Origin of the sequence: Histidinibacterium aquaticum (assembly GCF_008710275.1) — a bacterium.
GTDB lineage: Bacteria > Pseudomonadota > Alphaproteobacteria > Rhodobacterales > Rhodobacteraceae > Oceanicola > Oceanicola aquaticus.
The window spans coordinates 437,376-457,369 of the sequence record NZ_VYQE01000001.1 but is presented as its reverse complement, the minus strand read 5'-3'; the positions used below and the strand labels follow the sequence as shown (position 1 = coordinate 457,369).

17 protein-coding genes are annotated in these 19,994 nt (G+C 67.3%); 8 read left to right on the top strand and 9 right to left on the bottom strand.

Annotation, left to right across the window (positions count from 1 at the left end):
• Positions 1-33 precede the first annotated feature (33 nt).
• Entirely contained in the window at positions 34-2,136 is a 2,103-nt protein-coding gene (locus F3S47_RS02290) for a bifunctional rhamnulose-1-phosphate aldolase/short-chain dehydrogenase (RefSeq protein WP_150443588.1), read from the bottom strand.
• Between the two features lie 188 nt (positions 2,137-2,324).
• Between F3S47_RS02290 and F3S47_RS02285 the strand changes: the two genes are divergently transcribed.
• The 8 genes from F3S47_RS02285 to F3S47_RS02250 all read left to right on the top strand — a co-directional run bounded on the left by F3S47_RS02285 (position 2,325) and on the right by F3S47_RS02250 (position 10,581).
• Positions 2,325-3,131 (top strand): DeoR/GlpR family DNA-binding transcription regulator, encoded by an 807-nt coding sequence (locus F3S47_RS02285; RefSeq protein ID WP_150443587.1) that lies wholly within the window; start codon positions 2,325-2,327, stop codon positions 3,129-3,131.
• Between the two features lie 42 nt (positions 3,132-3,173).
• On the top strand, positions 3,174-4,172 hold the full coding sequence (gene rhaS / locus F3S47_RS02280) for a rhamnose ABC transporter substrate-binding protein (protein ID WP_150443586.1): 999 nt from the start codon (positions 3,174-3,176) through the stop codon (positions 4,170-4,172).
• A 63-nt stretch (positions 4,173-4,235) separates the two neighbouring features.
• Positions 4,236-5,780 carry a sugar ABC transporter ATP-binding protein gene (locus tag F3S47_RS02275; RefSeq protein ID WP_150443585.1) on the top strand — a complete coding sequence of 515 codons (1,545 nt, stop codon included), beginning with the start codon at positions 4,236-4,238 and terminating at the stop codon, positions 5,778-5,780.
• The gene (locus F3S47_RS02270) at positions 5,780-6,760 is read left to right on the top strand and encodes an ABC transporter permease (protein ID WP_150444190.1); all 981 of its coding nucleotides are present in this window, start codon (positions 5,780-5,782) and stop codon (positions 6,758-6,760) included. Before F3S47_RS02275 ends, F3S47_RS02270 begins: the two co-directional genes overlap by 1 nt.
• A complete protein-coding gene (locus F3S47_RS02265) occupies positions 6,757-7,764 on the top strand; it encodes an ABC transporter permease (RefSeq protein ID WP_150443584.1) in 1,008 nt (335 codons plus the stop codon). The genes F3S47_RS02270 and F3S47_RS02265 overlap by 4 nt, the downstream gene beginning before the upstream one ends.
• Positions 7,764-8,078: an L-rhamnose mutarotase gene (gene rhaM / locus F3S47_RS02260; protein ID WP_150443583.1), complete on the top strand. Its 315-nt coding sequence runs from the start codon at positions 7,764-7,766 to the stop codon at positions 8,076-8,078. The genes F3S47_RS02265 and rhaM overlap by 1 nt, the downstream gene beginning before the upstream one ends.
• On the top strand, positions 8,075-9,439 hold the full coding sequence (locus F3S47_RS02255) for an FGGY-family carbohydrate kinase (RefSeq protein WP_150443582.1): 1,365 nt from the start codon (positions 8,075-8,077) through the stop codon (positions 9,437-9,439). Before rhaM ends, F3S47_RS02255 begins: the two co-directional genes overlap by 4 nt.
• On the top strand, positions 9,436-10,581 hold the full coding sequence (locus tag F3S47_RS02250; protein ID WP_150443581.1) for an alpha-hydroxy acid oxidase: 1,146 nt from the start codon (positions 9,436-9,438) through the stop codon (positions 10,579-10,581). Before F3S47_RS02255 ends, F3S47_RS02250 begins: the two co-directional genes overlap by 4 nt.
• Before the next feature lie 22 nt (positions 10,582-10,603).
• Here F3S47_RS02250 and F3S47_RS02245 read toward each other — a convergent pair whose 3' ends face one another.
• The 8 genes from F3S47_RS02245 to hemN all read right to left on the bottom strand — a co-directional run bounded on the left by F3S47_RS02245 (position 10,604) and on the right by hemN (position 19,971).
• The gene (locus F3S47_RS02245) at positions 10,604-11,653 is read right to left on the bottom strand and encodes an ABC transporter ATP-binding protein (protein WP_150443580.1); all 1,050 of its coding nucleotides are present in this window, start codon (positions 11,651-11,653) and stop codon (positions 10,604-10,606) included.
• Positions 11,653-12,894, bottom strand: a complete 1,242-nt coding sequence (locus tag F3S47_RS02240) for an MGH1-like glycoside hydrolase domain-containing protein (protein WP_150443579.1) — start codon at positions 12,892-12,894, stop codon at positions 11,653-11,655. Before F3S47_RS02240 ends, F3S47_RS02245 begins: the two co-directional genes overlap by 1 nt.
• A 49-nt stretch (positions 12,895-12,943) precedes the next feature.
• The gene (locus F3S47_RS02235; RefSeq protein WP_150443578.1) at positions 12,944-14,146 is read right to left on the bottom strand and encodes a carbohydrate ABC transporter permease; all 1,203 of its coding nucleotides are present in this window, start codon (positions 14,144-14,146) and stop codon (positions 12,944-12,946) included.
• Entirely contained in the window at positions 14,143-15,375 is a 1,233-nt protein-coding gene (locus F3S47_RS02230) for a sugar ABC transporter permease (RefSeq protein WP_150443577.1), read from the bottom strand. Before F3S47_RS02230 ends, F3S47_RS02235 begins: the two co-directional genes overlap by 4 nt.
• Positions 15,376-15,436: 61 nt before the next feature.
• Positions 15,437-16,783, bottom strand: coding sequence for an ABC transporter substrate-binding protein (locus F3S47_RS02225; protein ID WP_150443576.1), 1,347 nt, complete (start codon positions 16,781-16,783; stop codon positions 15,437-15,439).
• Positions 16,784-16,801: 18 nt separating this feature from the next.
• The gene (locus F3S47_RS02220; protein ID WP_150443575.1) at positions 16,802-17,821 is read right to left on the bottom strand and encodes a LacI family DNA-binding transcriptional regulator; all 1,020 of its coding nucleotides are present in this window, start codon (positions 17,819-17,821) and stop codon (positions 16,802-16,804) included.
• Between the two features lie 223 nt (positions 17,822-18,044).
• Positions 18,045-18,584 (bottom strand): YbaN family protein, encoded by a 540-nt coding sequence (locus F3S47_RS02215; RefSeq protein WP_150443574.1) that lies wholly within the window; start codon positions 18,582-18,584, stop codon positions 18,045-18,047.
• 31 nt (positions 18,585-18,615) lie between these two features.
• Positions 18,616-19,971 carry an oxygen-independent coproporphyrinogen III oxidase gene (hemN, locus tag F3S47_RS02210; RefSeq protein WP_150443573.1) on the bottom strand — a complete coding sequence of 452 codons (1,356 nt, stop codon included), beginning with the start codon at positions 19,969-19,971 and terminating at the stop codon, positions 18,616-18,618.
• Between the last annotated feature and the right edge of the window lie 23 nt (positions 19,972-19,994).

The following is a 19,994-nucleotide window of genomic DNA, read 5'->3' as shown; positions in this document are numbered from 1 at the left end:
GGTGGGGTGCGTGCCAGGCACGCACCGCCCCGATTACCGCGTGAACGACTGGATGTTGCCCGCGTCCACGTTGATGATGTTGCCCGTGGACTTGGCGCTCACCTCTGCCGCGAAGAAGTAGCAGGCCTCGGCCACGTCCTCTGGCAGGACGGAGCGCTTAAGCAGCGACCGCTGGCGGTACATCTCCTCCAGTCCCTCCTTGTCCAGGTCGTAGGTCGACGCGCGCTGGTCGAGCCACTCGCCGGTCCAGATGCGGGATCCGCGCAGGACGGCGTCGGGGTTGACCACGTTGACGCGGATTCCGTCGGGCGCGCCCTCGAGCGCCAGACACCGGGCGAGGTGGATCTCGCTGGCCTTGGCGGTGCAGTAGGCCGAGGCGCCGGGAGAGGCGGCCAGGCCGTTCTTCGAGGCCACGAAGACCATCGACCCGCCGATGCCCTGCTGCTTGAGCAGCTTGAAGGCCTCGCGCGCCACCAGGAAGTAGCCGGTCGAGAGGATCGACTGGTTGCGGTTCCAGAGCTCCATCGTCGTGTCCTCGATCTTGGCCGAGGAGGCGATGCCGGCATTCGAGACCACGAGGTCGACGCCGCCGAACTCGACGGCGAGTTCGCCGTAGGCGCTGATCACCGCGTCCTCGGAGGTCACGTCCATGCTGACGGTGCGGACCATGTCCTTGCCGAACTTGCCGGCAAGCTGCTCTCGCGTGGCCTCCAGCGCGTCGGGGTCGATATCGGCGAGCATGACGCAGGCGCCCTCGGAGAGGTAGCGCGCGGCGGTGGCCGAGCCGATGCCGCCCGCGCCGCCGGTCACGATCGCCACGCGTCCGGCGAGGCTCTTGGGCTTGGGCATGCGCTGGAGCTTGGCCTCTTCGAGCAGCCAGTACTCGATGTCGAAGGCTTCCTGCTCGGGCAGGCCCCGGTACTCCGAGACCGCGTGGGCGCCGCGCATGACGTTGATGGCGTTCACGTAGAACTCGCCGGAGATGCGGGCGGTGGCCTTGTCCTTGGCGAAGGTGATCATGCCGACGCCGGGGACGAGGTAGACTACCGCGTTGGGGTCGCGCATCGGCGGGCTGTTCTCGTGTTGGCAGCGCTCGTAGTAGGCCGCGTAGTCGTCGCGGTAGCTCTCGACCATGCCGCGCAGGTTCTCGACGGTGGCATCGATGTCCGGCTTGGCCGGGTCGAAGTCCACGACGAGCGGGCGGATCTTGGTGCGCAGGAAATGGTCGGGGCAGGAGGTGCCGAGGCGGGCGAGCGGCTCCATGTCCTTGGCGTTGACGAATTCCAGAACGGCGTCCTGGTCGTCGAAGTGGCCGACCATGTGCTGGTTGCCGGAGACGAAGCCGCGGATCGCGGGCATCAGGCGCGCGGCGACGGCGCGGCGATCGTCGGCGGGCAGTGTCTCATGGGTCTTGCCGCCGAAGGCCGGAATGCCGTCCGTCTTCTCCTCGAAGAAGGCGATGGCCTTGTTGATGATCTCGAGCGTGAGCTCGTAGCAGGCCTTGGCGTCGTCGTCCCAGGTGAAGAGGCCGTGGCTTTCGAGCACGACGCCCTTCGCGTCGGGGTTCTTCTTGCAGAAATCCTCGAGCCAGAGGCCCAGTTCATAGCCGGGACGCTTCCACGGAAGCCAGCCGATCTCGTCGCCGAAGATCTCCTGCGTGAGTTCCTTGGAGTTGGCCGAGGCCGCGATGGCGATGATCGCGTCGGGATGGACGTGGTCGACGTGCTTGCGGGGGACGTAGGCGTGCAGCGGCGTGTCGATCGAAGCGGCGCGGGAGTTCAGGTTGAAAGTGCAGTGGGGCAGGTAGCCCACCATCTCGTCCTCGTGCTCGGGGCCGCGGTAGAGGTCCTTCAGCGCCCGCAGCTTGTCCATGTAGAGCGTGGCGAAACCGTCCATGGAGATGGTGCCGATGTCGCCCCCGGAACCCTTGACCCAGAGCACCTCGACGTCCTCGCCGGTGAGGGGGTCGCGTTCCGTGACCTTCGCGGAGGTGTTGCCGCCGCCGTAGTTGGTGACGCGCTTGTCGGAGCCCAGCAGGTTCGAGCGGTAGAGGAGCTTCTCCGGCTCGGACATCGAGGCGGCCTTGGCGTCGTCCCAAAGGTTCTGGAGCCGGGACCCGGCGGCGGTCTGTGACATCGGTTTCCTCCCATCGGGCCGGGACTCGGCCCCACATCGTTCCCGCGGACCATCCCGGCCTCACCCGTCATTGTCAATCATAAACGATCACATGCGATCATTTTGCAGGTGCAGAATAATCGGTATCGATCATTTATGATTGACAATGATCGGTTTGAGTGGCGATGCTCGGCGACAGGGAGGACACGATGCACGAATCCGAGCGCCACCGGCTCATCATTTCCGCTGTCCAGGCGAAGCCTGTCGTCACTGTCGCGGAGATGGTCGAGATGACGGAAAGCTCGGAGGCGACAATCCGCAGGGACATCGCGACCCTTCACATGCAGAAGAAGCTGCGCCGCGTGCGGGGCGGGGCAGAGGCCGTGGCGCCGCCGGCCTTCCCGGGACTGGCCGGGCGGCCTTTCTCGGTCAACCAGTCGCACTATGCCCCGCAGAAGCGCGCCATCGCCAAGGCGGCGGTCGAGCTCTGCGAAGACGGCGACCCGATCATCATCAACGGCGGGACGACGACGTTCCAGATGGTTCATCCGCTCGCCAATCGCCGCTGCCAGGTTTTCACCAACAGCTTCCCGATCGCGGAACACCTGCTCAAGCATTCCAAGAACACGGTCATGCTCTCGGGAGGAACGATCTACCGCGAGCAGAACATCGTCCTCAGCCCCTTCGACAACGACGTCACGCGCAATTTCTACGCGCGGCGCATGTTCATGGGCTGCCAGGGCATCGCCCCGGTCGGGATCATGGAGACCGACCCCCTCATCATCCAGGCCGAAGAGAAGCTCATCGGCCAGACCGAGGAGCTGGTGGTTCTCGCCGACAGTTCGAAATTTGCGGGCCGGTCGAGCCTGATCCTCTGCCCGCTGGAGCGGGTGGGGACGGTGATCACCGACGACGGTCTCGAAGACAGGCACGCCGCACTCCTCGAGAGCGCGGACGTGCGACTGATCGTGGCGCCGACGCGCGCCCACGAGGAGGAGATGCCCTCGGCCGGGTAGCCGGCGGGGGAACTCCGGTTTCATCGTTAGGGAGGTAAGACAATGAAACTCTTCACGAAACTGGCCGCCGGGCTGACTCTCGCCGGCGCCCTGATGGGCGGTACGGCCGCCATCGCGCAGGACAACGTGCGCATCGCGCTCGTCGCCAAGAGCCTCGGCAACGGGTTCTTCGAGGCCGCCGCCCGCGGCGCCGAGGAGGCCGCCGAGGAACTCGGCAACGCCGAGATCATCTACACCGGCCCCACCAGCACCACCGCCGAGGGCCAGATCGAGGTCATCAACAGCCTCATCGCCCAGCAGGTCGACGCGATCGCGATCTCGGCCAACGACCCCGACGCCGTGGTTCCGGCCCTGCAGCGCGCCATGCAGCGCGGCATCACCGTGATCTCCTGGGATTCCGGTGTCGCCCCTGAAGGCCGCGAGATGCACCTCGCGCCGTCCTCAAACGAGCTGATCGGTCAGACGATCATCAAGCTCGCCGCCGACCACATGCCCGAAGGGGGGCAGGTCGCCGTGCTCTCGGCCACCTCGACCTCCACGAACCAGAACGCCTGGATCGAGGAAATGAACGCGGTCATGGATCAGTACCCGGACATCGAGGTCGTCGCGACGGTCTACGGTGACGACCTGGCCGACAAGTCCTACCGCGAAGCGCAGGGCCTCATGCAGTCCTACCCGGACCTCGACGCGATCATCGCGCCGACCTCCGTGGGCATCGTGGCCGCCGCACAGGCGGTTCAGGACGCCGGCAAGGTGGGTGAAGTGAACGTCACGGGCCTGGGCCTGCCCTCCGAGATGGCCGGCGCCATCGAGAGCGGTGCCTCCGAGAGCTTCGCGATCTGGAACCCGGTCGACCTGGGCTATGCCACCGCGATGCTGGCCTACAACCTCGCCACCGACGAAGCGACCGCCGAGCCGGGCGCCGAGATCGGCATGGGCCGGATGGGCACCGCCACGCTCGACGACGACAACACCGCGGCGATGAGCGAGCCCTTCACCTACGACGCGAGCAACATCGACGAGTACAAGGACATCTTCTGATGTTCCCTCGGGCCCGGCGTCTCGCCGGGCCCATCCTCTCGTTCCGGCCCTTCCGAGGCAGTCATGCAGCAGAACACACAATCCGCGGCCGTCGAGCCCGTCTCCGAGCGAGACCCGGTGCTCCGGCTCAGCGGGATCAGCAAGTCGTTCCCGGGCGTGAAGGCGCTCTCGGACGTCGAACTCGCGCTCTATCCGGGGCAGGTGACCGCGCTCGTGGGCGAGAACGGCGCCGGCAAGTCGACTCTGGTGAAGATCCTCACCGGGATCTACCAACCCGATGGCGGCGAGATCGTCATCGACGGTTCGCCCACGCGGTTCCCGACGGCCAACGACGCGGCCGAGGCCGGCGTGACCGCCATTCACCAGGAGACGGTGCTCTTCGACGAGCTGTCCGTCGCCGAGAACATATTCCTCGGGCATGCGCCGCGCGGCCGTTTCGGGCTCGTGGACTGGCCCCGGATGAACCGGGAGGCCTCCGAGATCCTCAAGCGGATCGGCGCACGCATCGATCCGAAGGTGGTCCTGCGCGAACTCGGGATCGCCAACAAGCACCTGGTGGCCATCGCGCGCGCACTGTCGATCGAGGCGAGGGTGGTCGTTATGGACGAGCCCACCGCATCGCTCAGCCAGACCGAGATCGAGGAACTCTACGACCTCGTCGAGCGGCTGAAGGGGGAGGGGAAGGCGATCCTCTTCATCAGCCACAAGTTCGACGAGGTGTTCCGGATCGCCGACCGCTACACGGTCTTCCGCGACGGCGAGATGGTCGATGCCGGCCTGATCTCGGAGACGTCCGAGAACGCGCTGGTGGAAAAGATGGTCGGCCGCTCTGTCGACACCATCTTCCCGCAGCGCCAGTCGCAGCCGGGCGAAGAGGTTCTGCGGGTCGAGGGCTACGCGCATCCGACCGAGTTCGCCGATATCTCCTTCAGCCTGCGCCGGGGAGAAATCCTCGGCTTCTACGGGCTGGTCGGGGCAGGGCGGTCCGAGTTCATGCAGGCGCTCTTCGGGGTGACCCGGCCATCGGGCGGCTCGGTCCAGATCGAGGGCCGCGCCGCGGAGATACGCTCGCCCGCCGACGCGATCCATCAAGGCATCGTCTACGTGCCCGAGGACCGCGGGCGGCAAGGCGCGATAACCGCCATGCCGATCTTCCAGAACGTGACACTGCCGTCCCTCGGGCGGACCTCGAAGCGGGGGTTCGTGCGCATGGCGGAGGAGTTCAAGCTCGCCCGCGAGTACACGCAGCGGCTCGAGCTGCGCGCCGCGGCGCTCGACCAGCCTGTGGGAGAGCTCTCGGGCGGCAACCAGCAGAAGGTCGTGATCGCGAAATGGCTCGCGACCAAGCCCAAGGTCATCATCCTCGACGAACCCACCAAGGGCATCGACGTGGGCTCGAAGGCCGCGGTCCACGAGTTCATGGCCGAACTCGCGCGCGAGGGTCTCTCGGTCATCATGGTGAGCTCGGAAATTCCCGAGATCCTCGGCATGTCCGACCGGGTGGTGGTCATGCGCGAGGGCCGGATGGTGGGTGAATACCCGAAGGACGACCTGTCGCCCGAGGCGCTCGTGCGCGCGGCGGCCGGCTATGGTGAGGAGGCGGCATGATGGCGGGCCTGTTGAAATCGCGCGAGGCTATCCTCGCCGCAGCCCTGATCGCCCTGGTGCTGCTGGTGGAGTCCCGGTTCTCGGGCTTCGCGGCGCCGGGCAACCTCGCCTCCGTCTTCAACGACACGGCGATCCTGATGATCCTGGCGCTGGGGCAGATGCTGGTGATCCTGACCCGCTGCATCGACCTTTCGCTGGCGTCGAACCTCGCCCTCACGGGCATGGCGACGGCGATGGTCAATGCGGCGATGCCCGGCATCCCGGTCCCGCTCCTGATCGCCATGGCGATCGGCATGGGGCTGGTCATGGGCGCTTTCAACGGCATCCTCGTGTGGAAGCTCGACATCCCCCCCATCGTCGTGACGCTGGGCACGCTGACCATCTACCGCGGGTTGATCTTCATCCTCTCGGGCGGGCAGTGGATCAACAGCCACGAGATGAGCGCGGCCTACAAGGGGCTGCCCCGGTTCGAGATCCTGGGCCTGCCGGTGATGGCCTGGGTCGCCGTGGCGATCATCCTCGGTTTCATCGTGCTCGTGACCCGCACTTCGCTTGGGCGGGCCTTCTACGCGGTCGGCGGTAACCCTCACGCCGCCGTCTACACCGGCATCGACGTGGGCCGGACGCGTTTCACGGCCTTCACCATCGCGGGCGGGCTTGCGGGGCTCTGCGGTTATCTCTGGGTCGCCCGCTACGCGGTGGCCTATACGGACGTGGCGGAGGGCTTCGAGCTCGACGTCGTCGCGGCCTGCGTCATCGGCGGCATCTCCATCGCCGGCGGCATCGGGACCGTGGGTGGCGCCGTCCTCGGCGCGCTCTTCCTCGGTACGATCAAGAACGCCTTGCCGGTCGCCGGGATCTCGCCCTTCTGGCAGATGGCGATCTCGGGCGCGGCCATCATCATCGCCGTGGCCTTCAACGCGCGGGGAGAGCGCACGAAGGGCCGGGTCATTCTCAAGTCTGCGGAGCATGCGTCATGAGCCTCGCCGAAGGGACCAAACCCCGCCACGTACCCGACCGCCTGACCGGACGCTCGCAGCGGGTTCTGCGGAGCTGGGAGCTGCTGCTCTTCGCGGTCGCCGTGGGCATCTTCGTCGCAAACAGCCTGGCGAGCCCGTACTTCCTCAATCCCTGGAACCTCTCCGACGCCACGTTCAACTTCACTGAACGCGCGATGATCGGCTTCGCGATGGCGCTGCTCATCATCTCCGGGGAGATTGACCTCAGCGTCGCGGGGATCATCGCCCTCGCGTCGACCGCGATGGGCTGGGCGCTGCAGTTCGATGTCGGAACGGCCGGTCTCATCGCGATCGCGCTGGCAGTCGGTCTGGCCTGCGGGGCGTTCAACGGCGCGCTGGTCACGCGTTTCGGGCTACCGTCCATCGTGGTGACCATCGGGACGATGAGCCTGTTCCGCGGCATCAGCTACATCATCCTCGGCGATCAGGCCTTCAACGGCTATCCGGAGGGCATCGCCTTCCTCGGGCGCGGCTACGCCTTCTGGGTGGTCTCGGTGCAGCTGGTCCTCTTCGCGGTCTTCGCGGTGGTCTTCGGCGTCCTGCTCCACAAGACAAACTTCGGGCGGCAGATCTATACCATCGGCAACAACCCGACCGCGGCCCGTTTCTCCGGCGTCCGGGTGGAGCGGGTGAAGTTCATTCTCTTCCTGCTGACCGGCGTCATGGCCGCCGTCGCCGCGATCTGCCTGACCGGGCGGCTGGGCTCGACGCGGCCCTCCATCGCCTATGCCTGGGAACTGGAAGTGGTGACGATGGTCGTCCTGGGCGGGGTCTCGATCCTCGGCGGAGCGGGCAGCATCCTCGGCGTCGTCATCGCGGCGCTGGTCATGGGGCTCGTGACCTTCGGGCTCGGCCTGCTCAACGTCCCCGGGATCGTCATGTCGATCTTCATCGGCGCGCTGCTCATCGGCGTCATCGCCATCCCGCGGCTGATCGCGCTGGTGCGTCTGCGGCGGAGGGCGTGATGGAGAAGATCGCCTTCCGAATGAACCTGCACCCGGGCCGGGTTGAGGAATACAAGCGACGCCACGACGAGATCTGGCCGGAGCTCGCCGAGCTGCTGCGCCAGGCCGGAGTCGAGGATTACTCGATCCACCTCGATCCCGAGACCAACCACCTCTTCGCAGTGCTCTGGCGGCGCGAGGGGCACGGCATGGCGGACCTTCCGGATCACCCGGTGATGAAGAAGTGGTGGGCGCACATGGCGGACATCATGGAGACGAACCCGGACGGCTCCCCCGTACAGGTGCCCCTGCAGACGATGTTTCACCTGGCATGAGCGAATTGCGCCACATCGCCGTCATCGACATCGGCAAGACCAACGCGAAGCTCGCGCTGGTCGACGCCGTGTCGCTGGAGGAACTCGCCGTCGAGACGCGGCCGAACACGGTGCGTCCGGGCCCGCCGTGGCCGCACTTCGATCTCGACGGCCACTGGGCGTTCCTGCTGGACGCGCTGGGCCGCATGCACCGGGAGCATGGGGTCGACGCCGTGTCCGTGACCACCCACGGCGCCTCGGGTGTCCTGCTGGATGCAGAGGGCGAGCTCGCTGCGCCCATGCTCGACTACGAGCACGATGGCCCGGACAGCCTCGCCGAGGCCTACGACGCCCTGAGACCGCCCTTCTCCGAGACCGGCAGTCCGCGCCTGCCGAGGGGGCTCAACCTCGGGGCCCAGCTTCACTGGATGCTGGAAACCGATCCCGGGCTCCGGGACAGGACGGCGCATTTCCTGACCTATCCGCAGTACTGGGGGTATCGCCTGACGGGGACCTTCGCGACGGATGTCACCTCGCTGGGCTGCCACACCGATCTCTGGAACCCGTGGAAGGGCGCGCCCTCTTCGCTGGTCGAGCGCCTGGGCCTTACCGACGCGATCGCGCCGGCCCGGCGCTCCTTCGACCGATTGGGCCCCATCACGGAGGAGGTCGCCAAGGCCACCGGACTCGCCCCCGACACGCCTGTCGCCTGCGGCATCCACGACAGCAACGCTTCGCTCTATCCGCACCTCGCGGGCCGCGAGCCGCCGTTCTCGGTGGTCTCGACCGGGACCTGGGTCGTTGCCATGGCGGTCGGGGCGTCGGACGTGACGCTGGACCCGGCGCGCGACACGCTGGTCAACGTCGACGCGCGCGGCGAGCCCGTGCCCTCGGCCCGCTTCATGGGCGGGCGGGAATTCGAAACCATCCGCGAGGGCCAGGAGGCCGATCCCTCTGCCGAGGACCGGGCCGCCGTCCTGCGGGGGCTGTACCTCCGGCCTGCGGTTGTCACCGGATCCGGGCCTTTTCCGGAGCGATCGGGCGGGTTCACGAGCGAGCCCGGTTCGACCGGCCAGCGAATGCTGGCGCTCTCCTATTACCTCGCCCTGATGACCGACACCTGTCTGAGCCTCATCGGCGCCCGGGGGCCGGTGATCGTCGAGGGGCCCTTCGCCCGGAACGAGGACTACCTGCAGATGCTCGCCGCGCTTCGCGACGGCCCGGTGGAGGCCTCCACCTCGGCCACGGGGACCTCGACCGGCGGAGCTCTGCTCTTCGCTCAGACCTACCGTGACGCCCCGGGCCGCCGCATCGTGCCGCAGGACGCCGAGGCGCTGCGGACCTATGCTGCGGGCTGGCGAAGCGCGCTGGAGACCCGATGAGACTGACAGACTGCCACAATTTCCAGGACTTCCGGAAGCTGGCCAAGCGCCGGCTGCCCCGTCCGATCTTCGACTACATCGACGGAGCCGCCGACGACGAGGCGACCTATGCCCGCAACGCCGCCAGCTACGGCGACGTCGACCTGATCCCGAACATCCTGCGCGGTGTCGAGGAGGTCGATCTCTCGACCACGGTCATGGGACAGAGGCTCGACCTGCCGGTCTACTGCTCGCCCACCGCCCTGCAGCGTCTCTTTCACCACGAGGGCGAGCGCGCGGTCGGGGCGGCGGCGGAGGCCTTCGGCACGATGTTCGGCGTCTCCTCGCTGGGGACGGTCTCGCTGGAGGAGATGCGCAAGAAGCACAAGACGCCGCAGGTCTACCAGTTCTACTTCCACCGCGACCGGGGGCTGAACAAGGCAATGATGCAGCGCGCCAAGGAGGCCGGCGTCGAGGTGATGATGCTGACCGTGGATTCGATCACCGGCGGCAACCGCGAGCGGGACAAGCGCACCGGTTTCTCGATCCCCTTCAAGCTGAACCTCAAGGGCATCGCCGGCTTCGCCGCCCGCCCGGCCTGGGCCTTCAACCATTTCACCCACGAGCCCTTCTCGCTGCCGCAGCTCGAGGGGCACACCAATCTGGGGACCGGTACCGCCTCGATCGGCCAGTACTTCACCGAGATGCTCGACCCTTCGATGAACTGGGACGATGTCGCCGAGATGGTGGACCTCTGGGGCGGGCCGTTCTGCCTCAAGGGGGTCATGGCCCCCGAGGATGCCGTCCGCGCGGCCGAGATCGGCTGCAAGGGCGTCGTGATCTCCAATCACGGCGGCCGGCAGCTCGACGGCAGCCGCTCGCCCTTCGACCAGCTGGACGAGATCGTCCAGGCCGCGGGCGACCGCCTGGACGTGATGCTGGATTCCGGCGTGACCCGTGGCACGCATGTGCTCAAGGCGCTCTCGCTCGGGGCGAAAGCCGTGGGCCTCGGCCGGTACTACCTCTTCCCCCTCGCCGCGGCGGGGCGGCCCGGCGTCGAGCGCGCGCTCGGGCTGATGCGCGACGAGCTGATCCGGGACATGCGGCTCATGGGCCGTACCAGCCTCGACCAGCTCGGGCGGGACAACCTGCGCTTCCGGTAGTCAGCCGGGCGCCTGACAGGCGTCAGCGCAGCGCTTGTCCGTTCTCATCGAAAGCGTGGAGCCTCCCCGTCAGGGCGAGGCCCATCGTGTCGCCCGGCTTGGCGCGCGTGGTGCCGTCCGCGCGCAGCGTGACCTGGCCGGCCTGCTCGGTCCCGAGGATAAGGAAGCTGTCGGCGCCGAGGTACTCGACGACCTCGACTTCGGCGTCGAGCATCCCCTCGCCCGGGGCAACCGCCCCGAGGTCTTCCGGCCGCACGCCGATCTTCACCGCTCCGTCGCGCCCCGAACTGTCCGGTATCTGGCGGCCGCCCTTCACCGCGAGGCCGCCGTCGGACGGAACGCAGGGCAGGATGTTCATCGCGGGCGAACCGATGAACTCGGCGACGAAGAGGTTGGCGGGCCTCTCATAGAGCTCTCGCGGCGTGCCGACCTGTGCGATGGTGCCGAACTCGAGCACCACGATCCGGTCCGCGAGCGTCATCGCCTCGACCTGATCGTGGGTCACATAGATCATCGTCCGGCCCAGCGTCTGGTGCAGCTTGGCGATTTCGTATCGCATCTCCACGCGGAGCGCGGCGTCTAGGTTGGACAGGGGCTCGTCGAAAAGGAACGCGGTCGGGTCGCGCACGATCGAGCGACCGATGGCCACGCGCTGCCGCTGTCCGCCCGAGAGCGCCTTCGGCCGCCGGTCGAGGTAGTCGCCGAGCTTGAGGATGCGCGCGGCGTCGTCGACCTTCTCGGTGATTTCCGATTTCGGAGCGCCGGCGGTCTTCAGCGAGAAGCCCATGTTCTCGCGCACCGACATGTGCGGGTAGAGCGCGTAGCTCTGGAACACCATCGACAGGCCGCGCTTCGACGGCGGATCGGAGGTGACGTCGCGCCCGTCGATCACCAGCTTGCCGCGGCTGATCTCCTCCAGCCCGCCGATCATTCGCAGGAGGGTCGACTTGCCGCAGCCCGAGGGGCCGACGAAGACGATGAACTCGCCGTCCTCGATCTCGAGGTCGATGCCCTTGATGACCTGCAGCGCCTCGAACCACTTTTCGAGACGGTCGAGCCGGATCGCCCCCATCACGCATCCTCCCTGTTGGCCCAGGCCAGCCAGATGGCGGCCGTCCATGTGAATTGGTCTCCGCCGCAGGCCGTGCCGTCCATCGGGTCGAAGTACTCGTAAAAGCCGCCGCGCCGGATCAGCTCTGCGGTTTCACGGCGCAGGCGCGCCTCGTCGGCGATACGGCCGGCCGACTTGAGGCCCACCGCGATGAGCGCGTTGACCACCGGCCAGGTCGGTCCGCGCCAGTAGCGACGCGGCTCGAAGCTGGGTGTGGCGGGATCGTTCGACGGGATTCCGTAGCGCACGCGGTCCCACATGGCGGCGAGTTTCTCTTCCATTGCCGCGTTCTCGACACCGGCCAGCAGGCCAAGCGCCGCGCCCGAGGAGATGGTGCCGGCGAAGGTGCCGGTGCGCACGTCGCGCGCCGCATAGGCCTGAAGCGACTCGCTCCAGAGCCATGGCAGGGCGGCCTCCATCTCGTCGGCCCAAGCGGCGGGCACGGCCCCGTCCTCGCCCAGGGCTTCGGCGATGGCCGCGAGGTCCCGGTTCGCGCGGACCAGGATGAAGGTGATCGCCGGATCGCCCATCAGGAACGGGCCATCGTCGCGGATCTTCTCCTGGTCCCAGCCGCAGTCCCGGCCGAACTTCACCATGGCAAGGTAGCGGTCGTAGTCCTCCTTGCCGGGACGCATGGCGGCGTCGACATGGCCGGTGTCGCGGCGCTGGTAGGGGCCGATGCCGGTGGTATCGACATTGGCCATTCCCGGGTCCCAGTCCGGGCAGTTGTCGCGCCCCGACTCCCAGGGGTGAGCGACACAGGCGATGCCGTGGGCCATGCGGCTCTCGCGCCACCATCGATGCCAGGCCAGAAGCTTCGGATAGAGTGCGCGGAGCCTTTCGGTCCCGCCCACGCTGTCGTGGATCAGCCGAGCGAGGATCGCCGCGACGGGGGGCTGCGAGATGCCCGAGGTGGCGGGCGTCGTCCCGGTGGCCCAGACGTCGGGCCCGGGAAAATACCCGTCATCCTCCTGGTGGAACACGATGTGCGGGACCATGCCGGTCGTCCACTGCGCCGAGAACAGGGTTTCGAGCTCGGTCCAGGCGCGGTCCGCGTCGAAGGTCGAGAAACCCCAGGCCGCGAAGGCGGAGTCCCAGTTCCACTGGAACGGGTAGAGCCCCGCCGTCGGGATCGTGTAGCCGCCGCGGTCGTTCGAGGTCAGGATATCGCGCGCGACCGCGTCGAGGTCTTCGTCGGTCATCGGTCCGTCTTTCGCATCGTATGGTCCTCCGGCATCGTCCCTTCGCTCCTCATCCCTTCACCGACCCGGCAGTGAGGCCGCGCGTCATGAAGCGTTCGAGGCCGAGAAAGATCGCCATGATCGGGACCGTCGCGATCACCGACCCGGCCATAAGGTGCTGGCGCGGGATCTCGGAGCTGTTGAGAGAGGCGATGCCGCGCGTCAGGGTGAATTTCGAGGGATCGTCGAGCAGCATGAAGGCGAGAAGGAACTCGTTCCACGCGATCATGAAGACGTAGAGCGAGACCGAGGCGAGGGCGGGCAGGGAGAGCGGCAGCGTGATCTTCCAGATCACCGCGAGGCGCGAAAGACCGTCCATCAGCCCCGCTTCCTCGACCTCGGCCGGAAGGCCCCGGAAGTAGCCCTGCAGCATGTAGAGAGCCACGGGGATGGTCGTGACCGGGTAGATCAGCACGATGCCGAGGATCGAGTTCCGCAGGCCGACCATCGAGTAGCCGATGTAGATCGGCAGGGCCAAGACGATCATCGGCACCATGTAGATCAGCAGGATCGAGCGCGAGAAGACCGCCGCGCCGCGAAACCGCATCCTTGCCACCGCGTATGCCCCCGGGATCGAGAAGGCGAGCGTCAGGAGGACGGTCAGCACCGCGACGTAGAAGCTCGTCCAGAGGTAGGAGCCGAAATTGAACACGGTCAACAGTTCGACGTAGCTGTCGAAGAGGTGCCAGCCCCGCGAGAGATCGATGCTGAAGTCGAGCGGGTTCTGCACCAGCTGCTGCTGGTTTTTCAGGCTGGTCATCACCATGACGTAGAAGGGGATGGCGACGATGGCGGTGAAGAACACGTAGCCGAAGCCGGTGAGGAAGCGGATGACGGCGTCCTCGAACTCGTGCCGCGTGAGGCGCCCGGAGGGCAACTTGCGAAGGAAGCCATCGAGCCCCGCCACAGTCGCGGATGCGGCGAGTGCATGGCCGATGACAAGGGAGAGAAGCCCGACCTCCCCGGTCTGGACGGGGCCGAGACCGATGACACCGAGCGCCAGCAGCCCGAAAGCCGCGATGCCGGCGCCAGCGCGCCCCCATAGACACGCGGCCCCGGCCAGCGCGCCGGCCAGGCCCGACAGGAGCATCGAGGGCTGGAAGGCCGCGCCGGTGAGGAAGGACATGGCGACGGCCACGGTAACGGCGACCGTGAAGGTCCAGAGGAGGCCGAGGATCGCGGCGGTGACGTATCCGTAGCGTAGCGCGCTCATAGTCCCTCCTCCCGGCTCAGGACCTTGAAGAAGAAGACAGAGAACAGGAGCAGACAGCCGAAGATCACCACGGCCACTGCCGCGCCGGCTCCGATATTCGAAACCGCGAAAGCCTGTTCGTAGACATTGACCGTCAGCGTCCGCGTGCCGGCGTTGCCGCCGGTCAGTAGGAAGATGTCGTCGAACTTGTTGAAGGTCCAGATGAAGCGCAGCAGGAACAGCACCGAGAGGATGCCGAGAAGCTGCGGCAGCGACAGGAACCAGAACTTCTGGAAGGGCGAGGCGCCGTCCATGTCGGCCGCCTCGTACATGTCCTCGGGGATCGACTGCATCCGCGCGAGGATGAACAGGAACGACAGCGGGAAGTAGCGCCAGATCTCGAAGACGGTCACCATGATCAGCGCGAGCGGCCGGTCGCCGAAGAAGTTGATCGCGTTCTCGGTCACGCCCATGCGGAGCAGCAGCGCGTTGGCCGAACCCGAGAAGGGGTCGAACAGGATCACCCAGGTGAAGGCGACCGCGATCACCGGGGCGACGTAGGGAAAGAGGTAGAGGCCGCGGAGGATACCCTGGCCGCGGAAGGACCGGTCGAGCAGCATGGCCGCGAAAAGCCCGACGACCAACGCGCCGATGGTGCCCACCGTGGCGTAGAACAGCGTCACCCCGAGCACGCCCCAGAACTCGTCTCCGTCGAAGATGCGGGCGAAATTCTCCAGCGTGAACTCGGCGTTGGTCAGGATGTTCGGAGCCCGGCCGGTCACGTCCGGCGCGCTCGCCTCGGCCTCTTCGCCGAGTGCGTCGGGATCGTCTTCGGTTGAGACGAATATCTCGATCTCGTCCCGCCCGCCGGCCTCGAGATCGCCGAGGTCGCACAGGATCGTGCCGTCGCTCACTTCGCAGCGGTCGTCGGCTTCGCGGACTGTGAGGCCCGGCGGCAGGGTGTCGGTGATCGTCACGCCTGAGATCGCGATATCCTGCGACGAGTTCCGCAGCCGGTACTGGACGCGCAGGTCCTCTCCGTCGCCGCGCAGGCTTTCGCGGACGACCGGGGCAGGTGGGCGCAGGTCGGCGAGACCCACCGGCTTGAACGAAATCCAGAAGATCGCGAGCAGGGGAAGGACGACGACGGCCGACACGATGGCGACCGTGGGCGCGAGCAGGCTCCAGGCCAGACGCGCTTCGCGCCGGGCAAGGGGGCCGCGGCCTTTCGGTGGAACGGCGTCCGTCATCGGTGTCTCCTCCCCCGGACGGGACGCGCGCGGCAGTGATCCCGCGCGCGTCCCCTTGTCGTCACTCGATCTCGGCCAGTTCGTCGTTCATCTGCTGCACGGCAGCAGTCGCGTCGATCTCGCCGTCGATGTACTGGCGGACCACGCGGTTGATGACCTGGCTGTTGATGATCTTGGAGGCGAGCGCGAGCTGCCCGTCGGCGATGCCCCAGCGCTGCGCGGTGTCGAGACCGGCCACGATCTCGTCGATCATCTCCGCGTCATAGAGCTCGGCGAGCGGCGCCTTGCGATCGACGCCAACCGGCAGCTCGGCCCAGGCCTCGATGAACTCCTGCGGATTCTCCTGCGTGCCGCGGCGCACCGGGAACTTGCCCTCGGGCGCGATGGCCAGCGTCTGGGTGTAGCCGTCGCTCATGGAGAACTCGACGAAGGCCTGCGCCTCGTCGAAATCCGCGTCCGCTGTGATCCCGAAATAGCGCACGTCGGCCCAGGCCGCCCCGTCGGGGTTCGAAGGTCCGGCGAAGCTCGTGACGATACCGGTTTTCGATGCCAGCTCGGTCGAGGTCGGATCGTCGTTGATCGTGGGCGGGGCGCTGTCGCGCAGGCCCGCAAGCTCGTCGAGGATGAAGGGCGACCAGATGATCATCGCCGCCTCGCCCGAGAAGTAGAGCGTGCGCGACTGGTCCCAGTAGAGTTCTCCCGGCGGCGAGGCCTCGGCGAGGGTCTTGTAGAACTCCAGCACCTCGACGGTCGCTTCCTCGTCGAAGCCGGTGAAGCCCTCTTCACCCACGGGGCTCGCGCCGTTGGCGAGGAAGACATGCTCCAGGACCTGGCTCATGAAGTTCTCGTCCACCTTGGTCGCGGCGACGAACCCGAACATCTCCGGCGGATTGTGCAGTGCCTCGATCGCGGTGGTCACGGCCTCGTAGGTCGTGGGCGGCTCGAGGCCATTCTCCTCGAAGAGGTCCTGGCGGTAGAGGATCATCTGCGTCCATCCGTCCACCGGCACGGCGGCGTATCCGTCCTCGGTCGCGGCGAATTCCAGCGCGCCCGGGGCGAATGTGTCGGGGCCCAACGTCTCGATCACCTCGGTCGCGATCTCGGCGTCGAGGATCCCGGCCTCGACCCAGGGCAGGGTGTACTGCAGGGTGTGGTAGATCACGTCGGGCAGGTCGCCCGCGGCGAAGGCGGCGGTCGCTCGTGTGCCGAGGTCGCTTTCGGTGATCGGGATCACCTCGACGGCGATGCCCGACTGCTCTTCGAAATCGGCCGCGAGCTGCTGTTGACGCTCGAGGCGCTCGGGCTGTTCCTCGGTTGTCCAGAAACGGATATCGGCCGCAGCCGGCAACGCGATCAGCGTCGTCAGCGCGGTGCCCATCAGGGCTCTGGTCAGTGTTTTGGTGGTCATCGCTTTCCTCCCGTTGGTTTACTCGTTCGGTGGCGGACCGTCGGTTCCGCCCTCCCGCAGAACGGCATCCGCCGTCACCCGCAGTTCCTGTGGATCGGCACCGCCGATCCGCGCTATCAGCAACTCGGCCAGCCTCGCGCCCGCGGCGGTCTGATCGACCGCAAAGCTCGTGAGGGGCGGGTCGAGGTTCTGGCCCTCCCGGCTGCCGTCGTAGCCGATGATCGAAATATCCCTTCCGACGGCGAGGCCGCGCGCCTGCGCCGCCCGCACGGCGCCGGTCGCCAGAAGATCGGTGGCGCAGATTACTGCCGTCGGAGCATTCTCCCCGTCGAGCAGCTCGCCAAGCGCCCTTCCGCCGTCGGCAGCGGTCGCATGTCCGGAGGTGACGAGCGGAGGCAGACCGGCCTCCGCCATGCCCTCTTTGTAGCCGTCGAGCCGCTTCGTGGCGTAGGTATAGATCGGGTCGGCGCCCACGAAGGCGATACGACGGTGCCCGAACCCGACGAGCCTCGCGACGGCTTGCTGCATCGCCCGGCCGCCCCGAATGTCGAACCACGCGCAATCCGCGCTGTCATCGGTCCGTCCGAACAGGACGAAGGGGCAGCCCGCGTCGCGCAGCAGAGCGATCCGCGGATCCTGGCGCTGGGTCCGCGGCAGGATGAACCCGTCCGCCTTTCTCTCGGCGATGAGGCGGAGATAGGTCTCCAGGCCCTCTTCCTCGCTCTCCGCGGTCGCCATCGTCAGGGTCCAGTGCTGCGCCGAGACCGTGCGGGTGATGCCGCGCAGGAATTCCGCCAGAAAAGGGCGCTGGGCGTCGTGCTGCTCCATCTGGAGCACGAGACCGAGGGACCGTGACTGTCCGGTCCGGATGGATTGTGCCTGGGCGAGGGGGCGGTAGCCGATCCGCTCGGACACCTCGCGAACGCGCTGGACGGTCGCCGGGCTGATGTCGCGATACCCATTCAACGCGCGCGAGACCGTACCCTTCGACAGCCCCAGCTCGTTCGCGAGATCGCGCAGCGTGACCCTGCGACCCATGCACCCCTCCCGTTGTATTCCCGGTGATATGACCCACCGAAACCGGTTTCGTCAAGCCTCATGGCGGAAGCCGACTAGCGCCAGCTCGAGTGTCGGACGCGATGCATTCTCTTGGTGATGGGCTAGTCGGGCCGAACCGCTACGCGAAAAACGGCCGTTTCGCCTGACGGGTCGGCGGTTATTCAGCCGTCGGATTCTGGACTTGGCTTCCTCTGCCAGGTCGTCACCGCGAAGGACGAACGGTGCAGGGCCGCATCGACGACCTGAGATCGGAGCGTAAAAAAGCTCGCGGCGCAGCTCTACCGGATCGACCCCGTGCTGGAGCGACCGAGCAGGCCTCGCCATTCGGCCGTGACAGGATGAACAGGGCCGCCAGGCTCATGACCACAGCCTGAACCGCGACGAGGACGGGCGCCGCGTGCAGGATGAGGCTGAGTCCGAGGGCAGCCGCCATCATGCCGACCGCCAGCGCCTTGTATCGGGGCGAGATTGCGCCCTGCGCGCGCCAGTCGGCGATGGCGGGTCCGAAGGCCGGGTTGGCTTCGAGCCGCCTCTGCCAGCCGGGGGCGCTCTGGCCGAAGGCGAAGGCGGCGAGGATGATGAAGGGCGTCGTCGGGAGGAGGGGAAAGATCGCGCCCGCCGCCCCGAGGGAGAGGGCCAACAGGCCGAGACCTAGCCAGAGAAGACGGCGGATCGTCTTCAGGACCGGCGCGGGATCGGCGCCCAGCGGTCGACTCGTCGGTTTTAGGCTTCGCATGATCATCTGCCCTGCTCCTTGAGGCCGTCCGCGCACGTCACGAGGCCCGGCTGAACAGCCCGCCTTGGCCCATGTGAGCGTCGAAGACGCTGGCGATCAGGCGCGTGAGCGGCTCGTAGCCCGGAGCGATCTGGAAGCCGCTGCCAATTGGCACGACCGCGCTGCCGAACCGGGCCTTCACGCGCGCGCAGTCTGCGGCGAGAGCGTTTGGATCACTGCCGAACTCCGTCGAGACGTCGACAGGGTCGAGGGCGAAGCGGCACATGATCTCCTCGATCGCGCGGGCCCTGAGCCTGTCGTCCGGTGTCATCCGGTAGCCCTTGGCCGCGGTATGATCGCCTGCCGCGACGCGCTGGTGCCAGGCCGCGGTCGCGGGGGCGTTCTGCGTGTAGCCTTCCGGGAACCGCGAGATCGACGAGGCTCCGAGGCCGACCAGAACCTGGCAGCTGTCCTCGGTGTAGCCCTGGAAGTTACGCCTCAGGGTCCCCGTGCGCGCCGCCTCGGCCAGTGCGTCTTCCGGGCGGGCGAAGTGGTCGATCCCGATCGTCTCGAAGCCCGCGCCATTGAACATCTCTGCGGCCAGCTGGGCGAGTTCGTAGCGCTCCACGCCGCCGGGCAGGGCGGTCTCGTCGATCAGCTTCTGACGCTTGGACGCCCAGGGGACGTGGGCGTAGCCGAAGATCGCCGCCCGGTCGGGTTCGAGCTGCATGACCTTGTCCACGGTGTCCGCCAGCCTCGCCGCGTCCTGGTGCGGCAGGCCGTAAACGAGATCGACGTTGAGCGAGCCGATCCCGTTGGCGCGCAGGTCCTCGACGCAGCCGCGCGTGGCGTCGAAGCTCTGGAGCCGCCCGATCGCCTCCTGCACCGTGCGGTCGAAGTCCTGGATACCGATCGAGGCGCGGGTCATTCCTTCTGCGGCGAGCGCGGCGATCTTCTCGGCGTCGACCATCGTCGGGTCGATCTCTACGGAAAAGTCGAACTCCTCCGCCGGCGGAATCGCGGCCTTGAGAGCCTGCGCGAGGCGACGGATGAGCGGCGGCGGCAGGATTGTTGGTGTGCCGCCCCCCCAGTGCAGCCTGCCCATGCGGGTGCCCGACGGGAGCGCCGCGGCGGTCCGGCTGATTTCGGTTTCGAGAGCCTCGACGTAGTGCTCGACCGGGGTCAGCGTCCGGGTCCCCTGCGTGTGGCAGGCGCAGAACCAGCACAGGCGCTCGCAGAACGGGATATGGATGTAGACCGAGATCGGCTCCGCCGGGTCGACCGAGGCGAGGCACTCCGCCTGGAAATCCGGTCCGAACTCTGCCGAGAAGTTCGGGGCGGTGGGATAGCTGGTGTATCGGGGCACGCGGGCTTCGAACAGACCGAGCCGGCGGAGGGTATCTATCTGTGTCATGGCACGGATTTCGCATGCCCCCG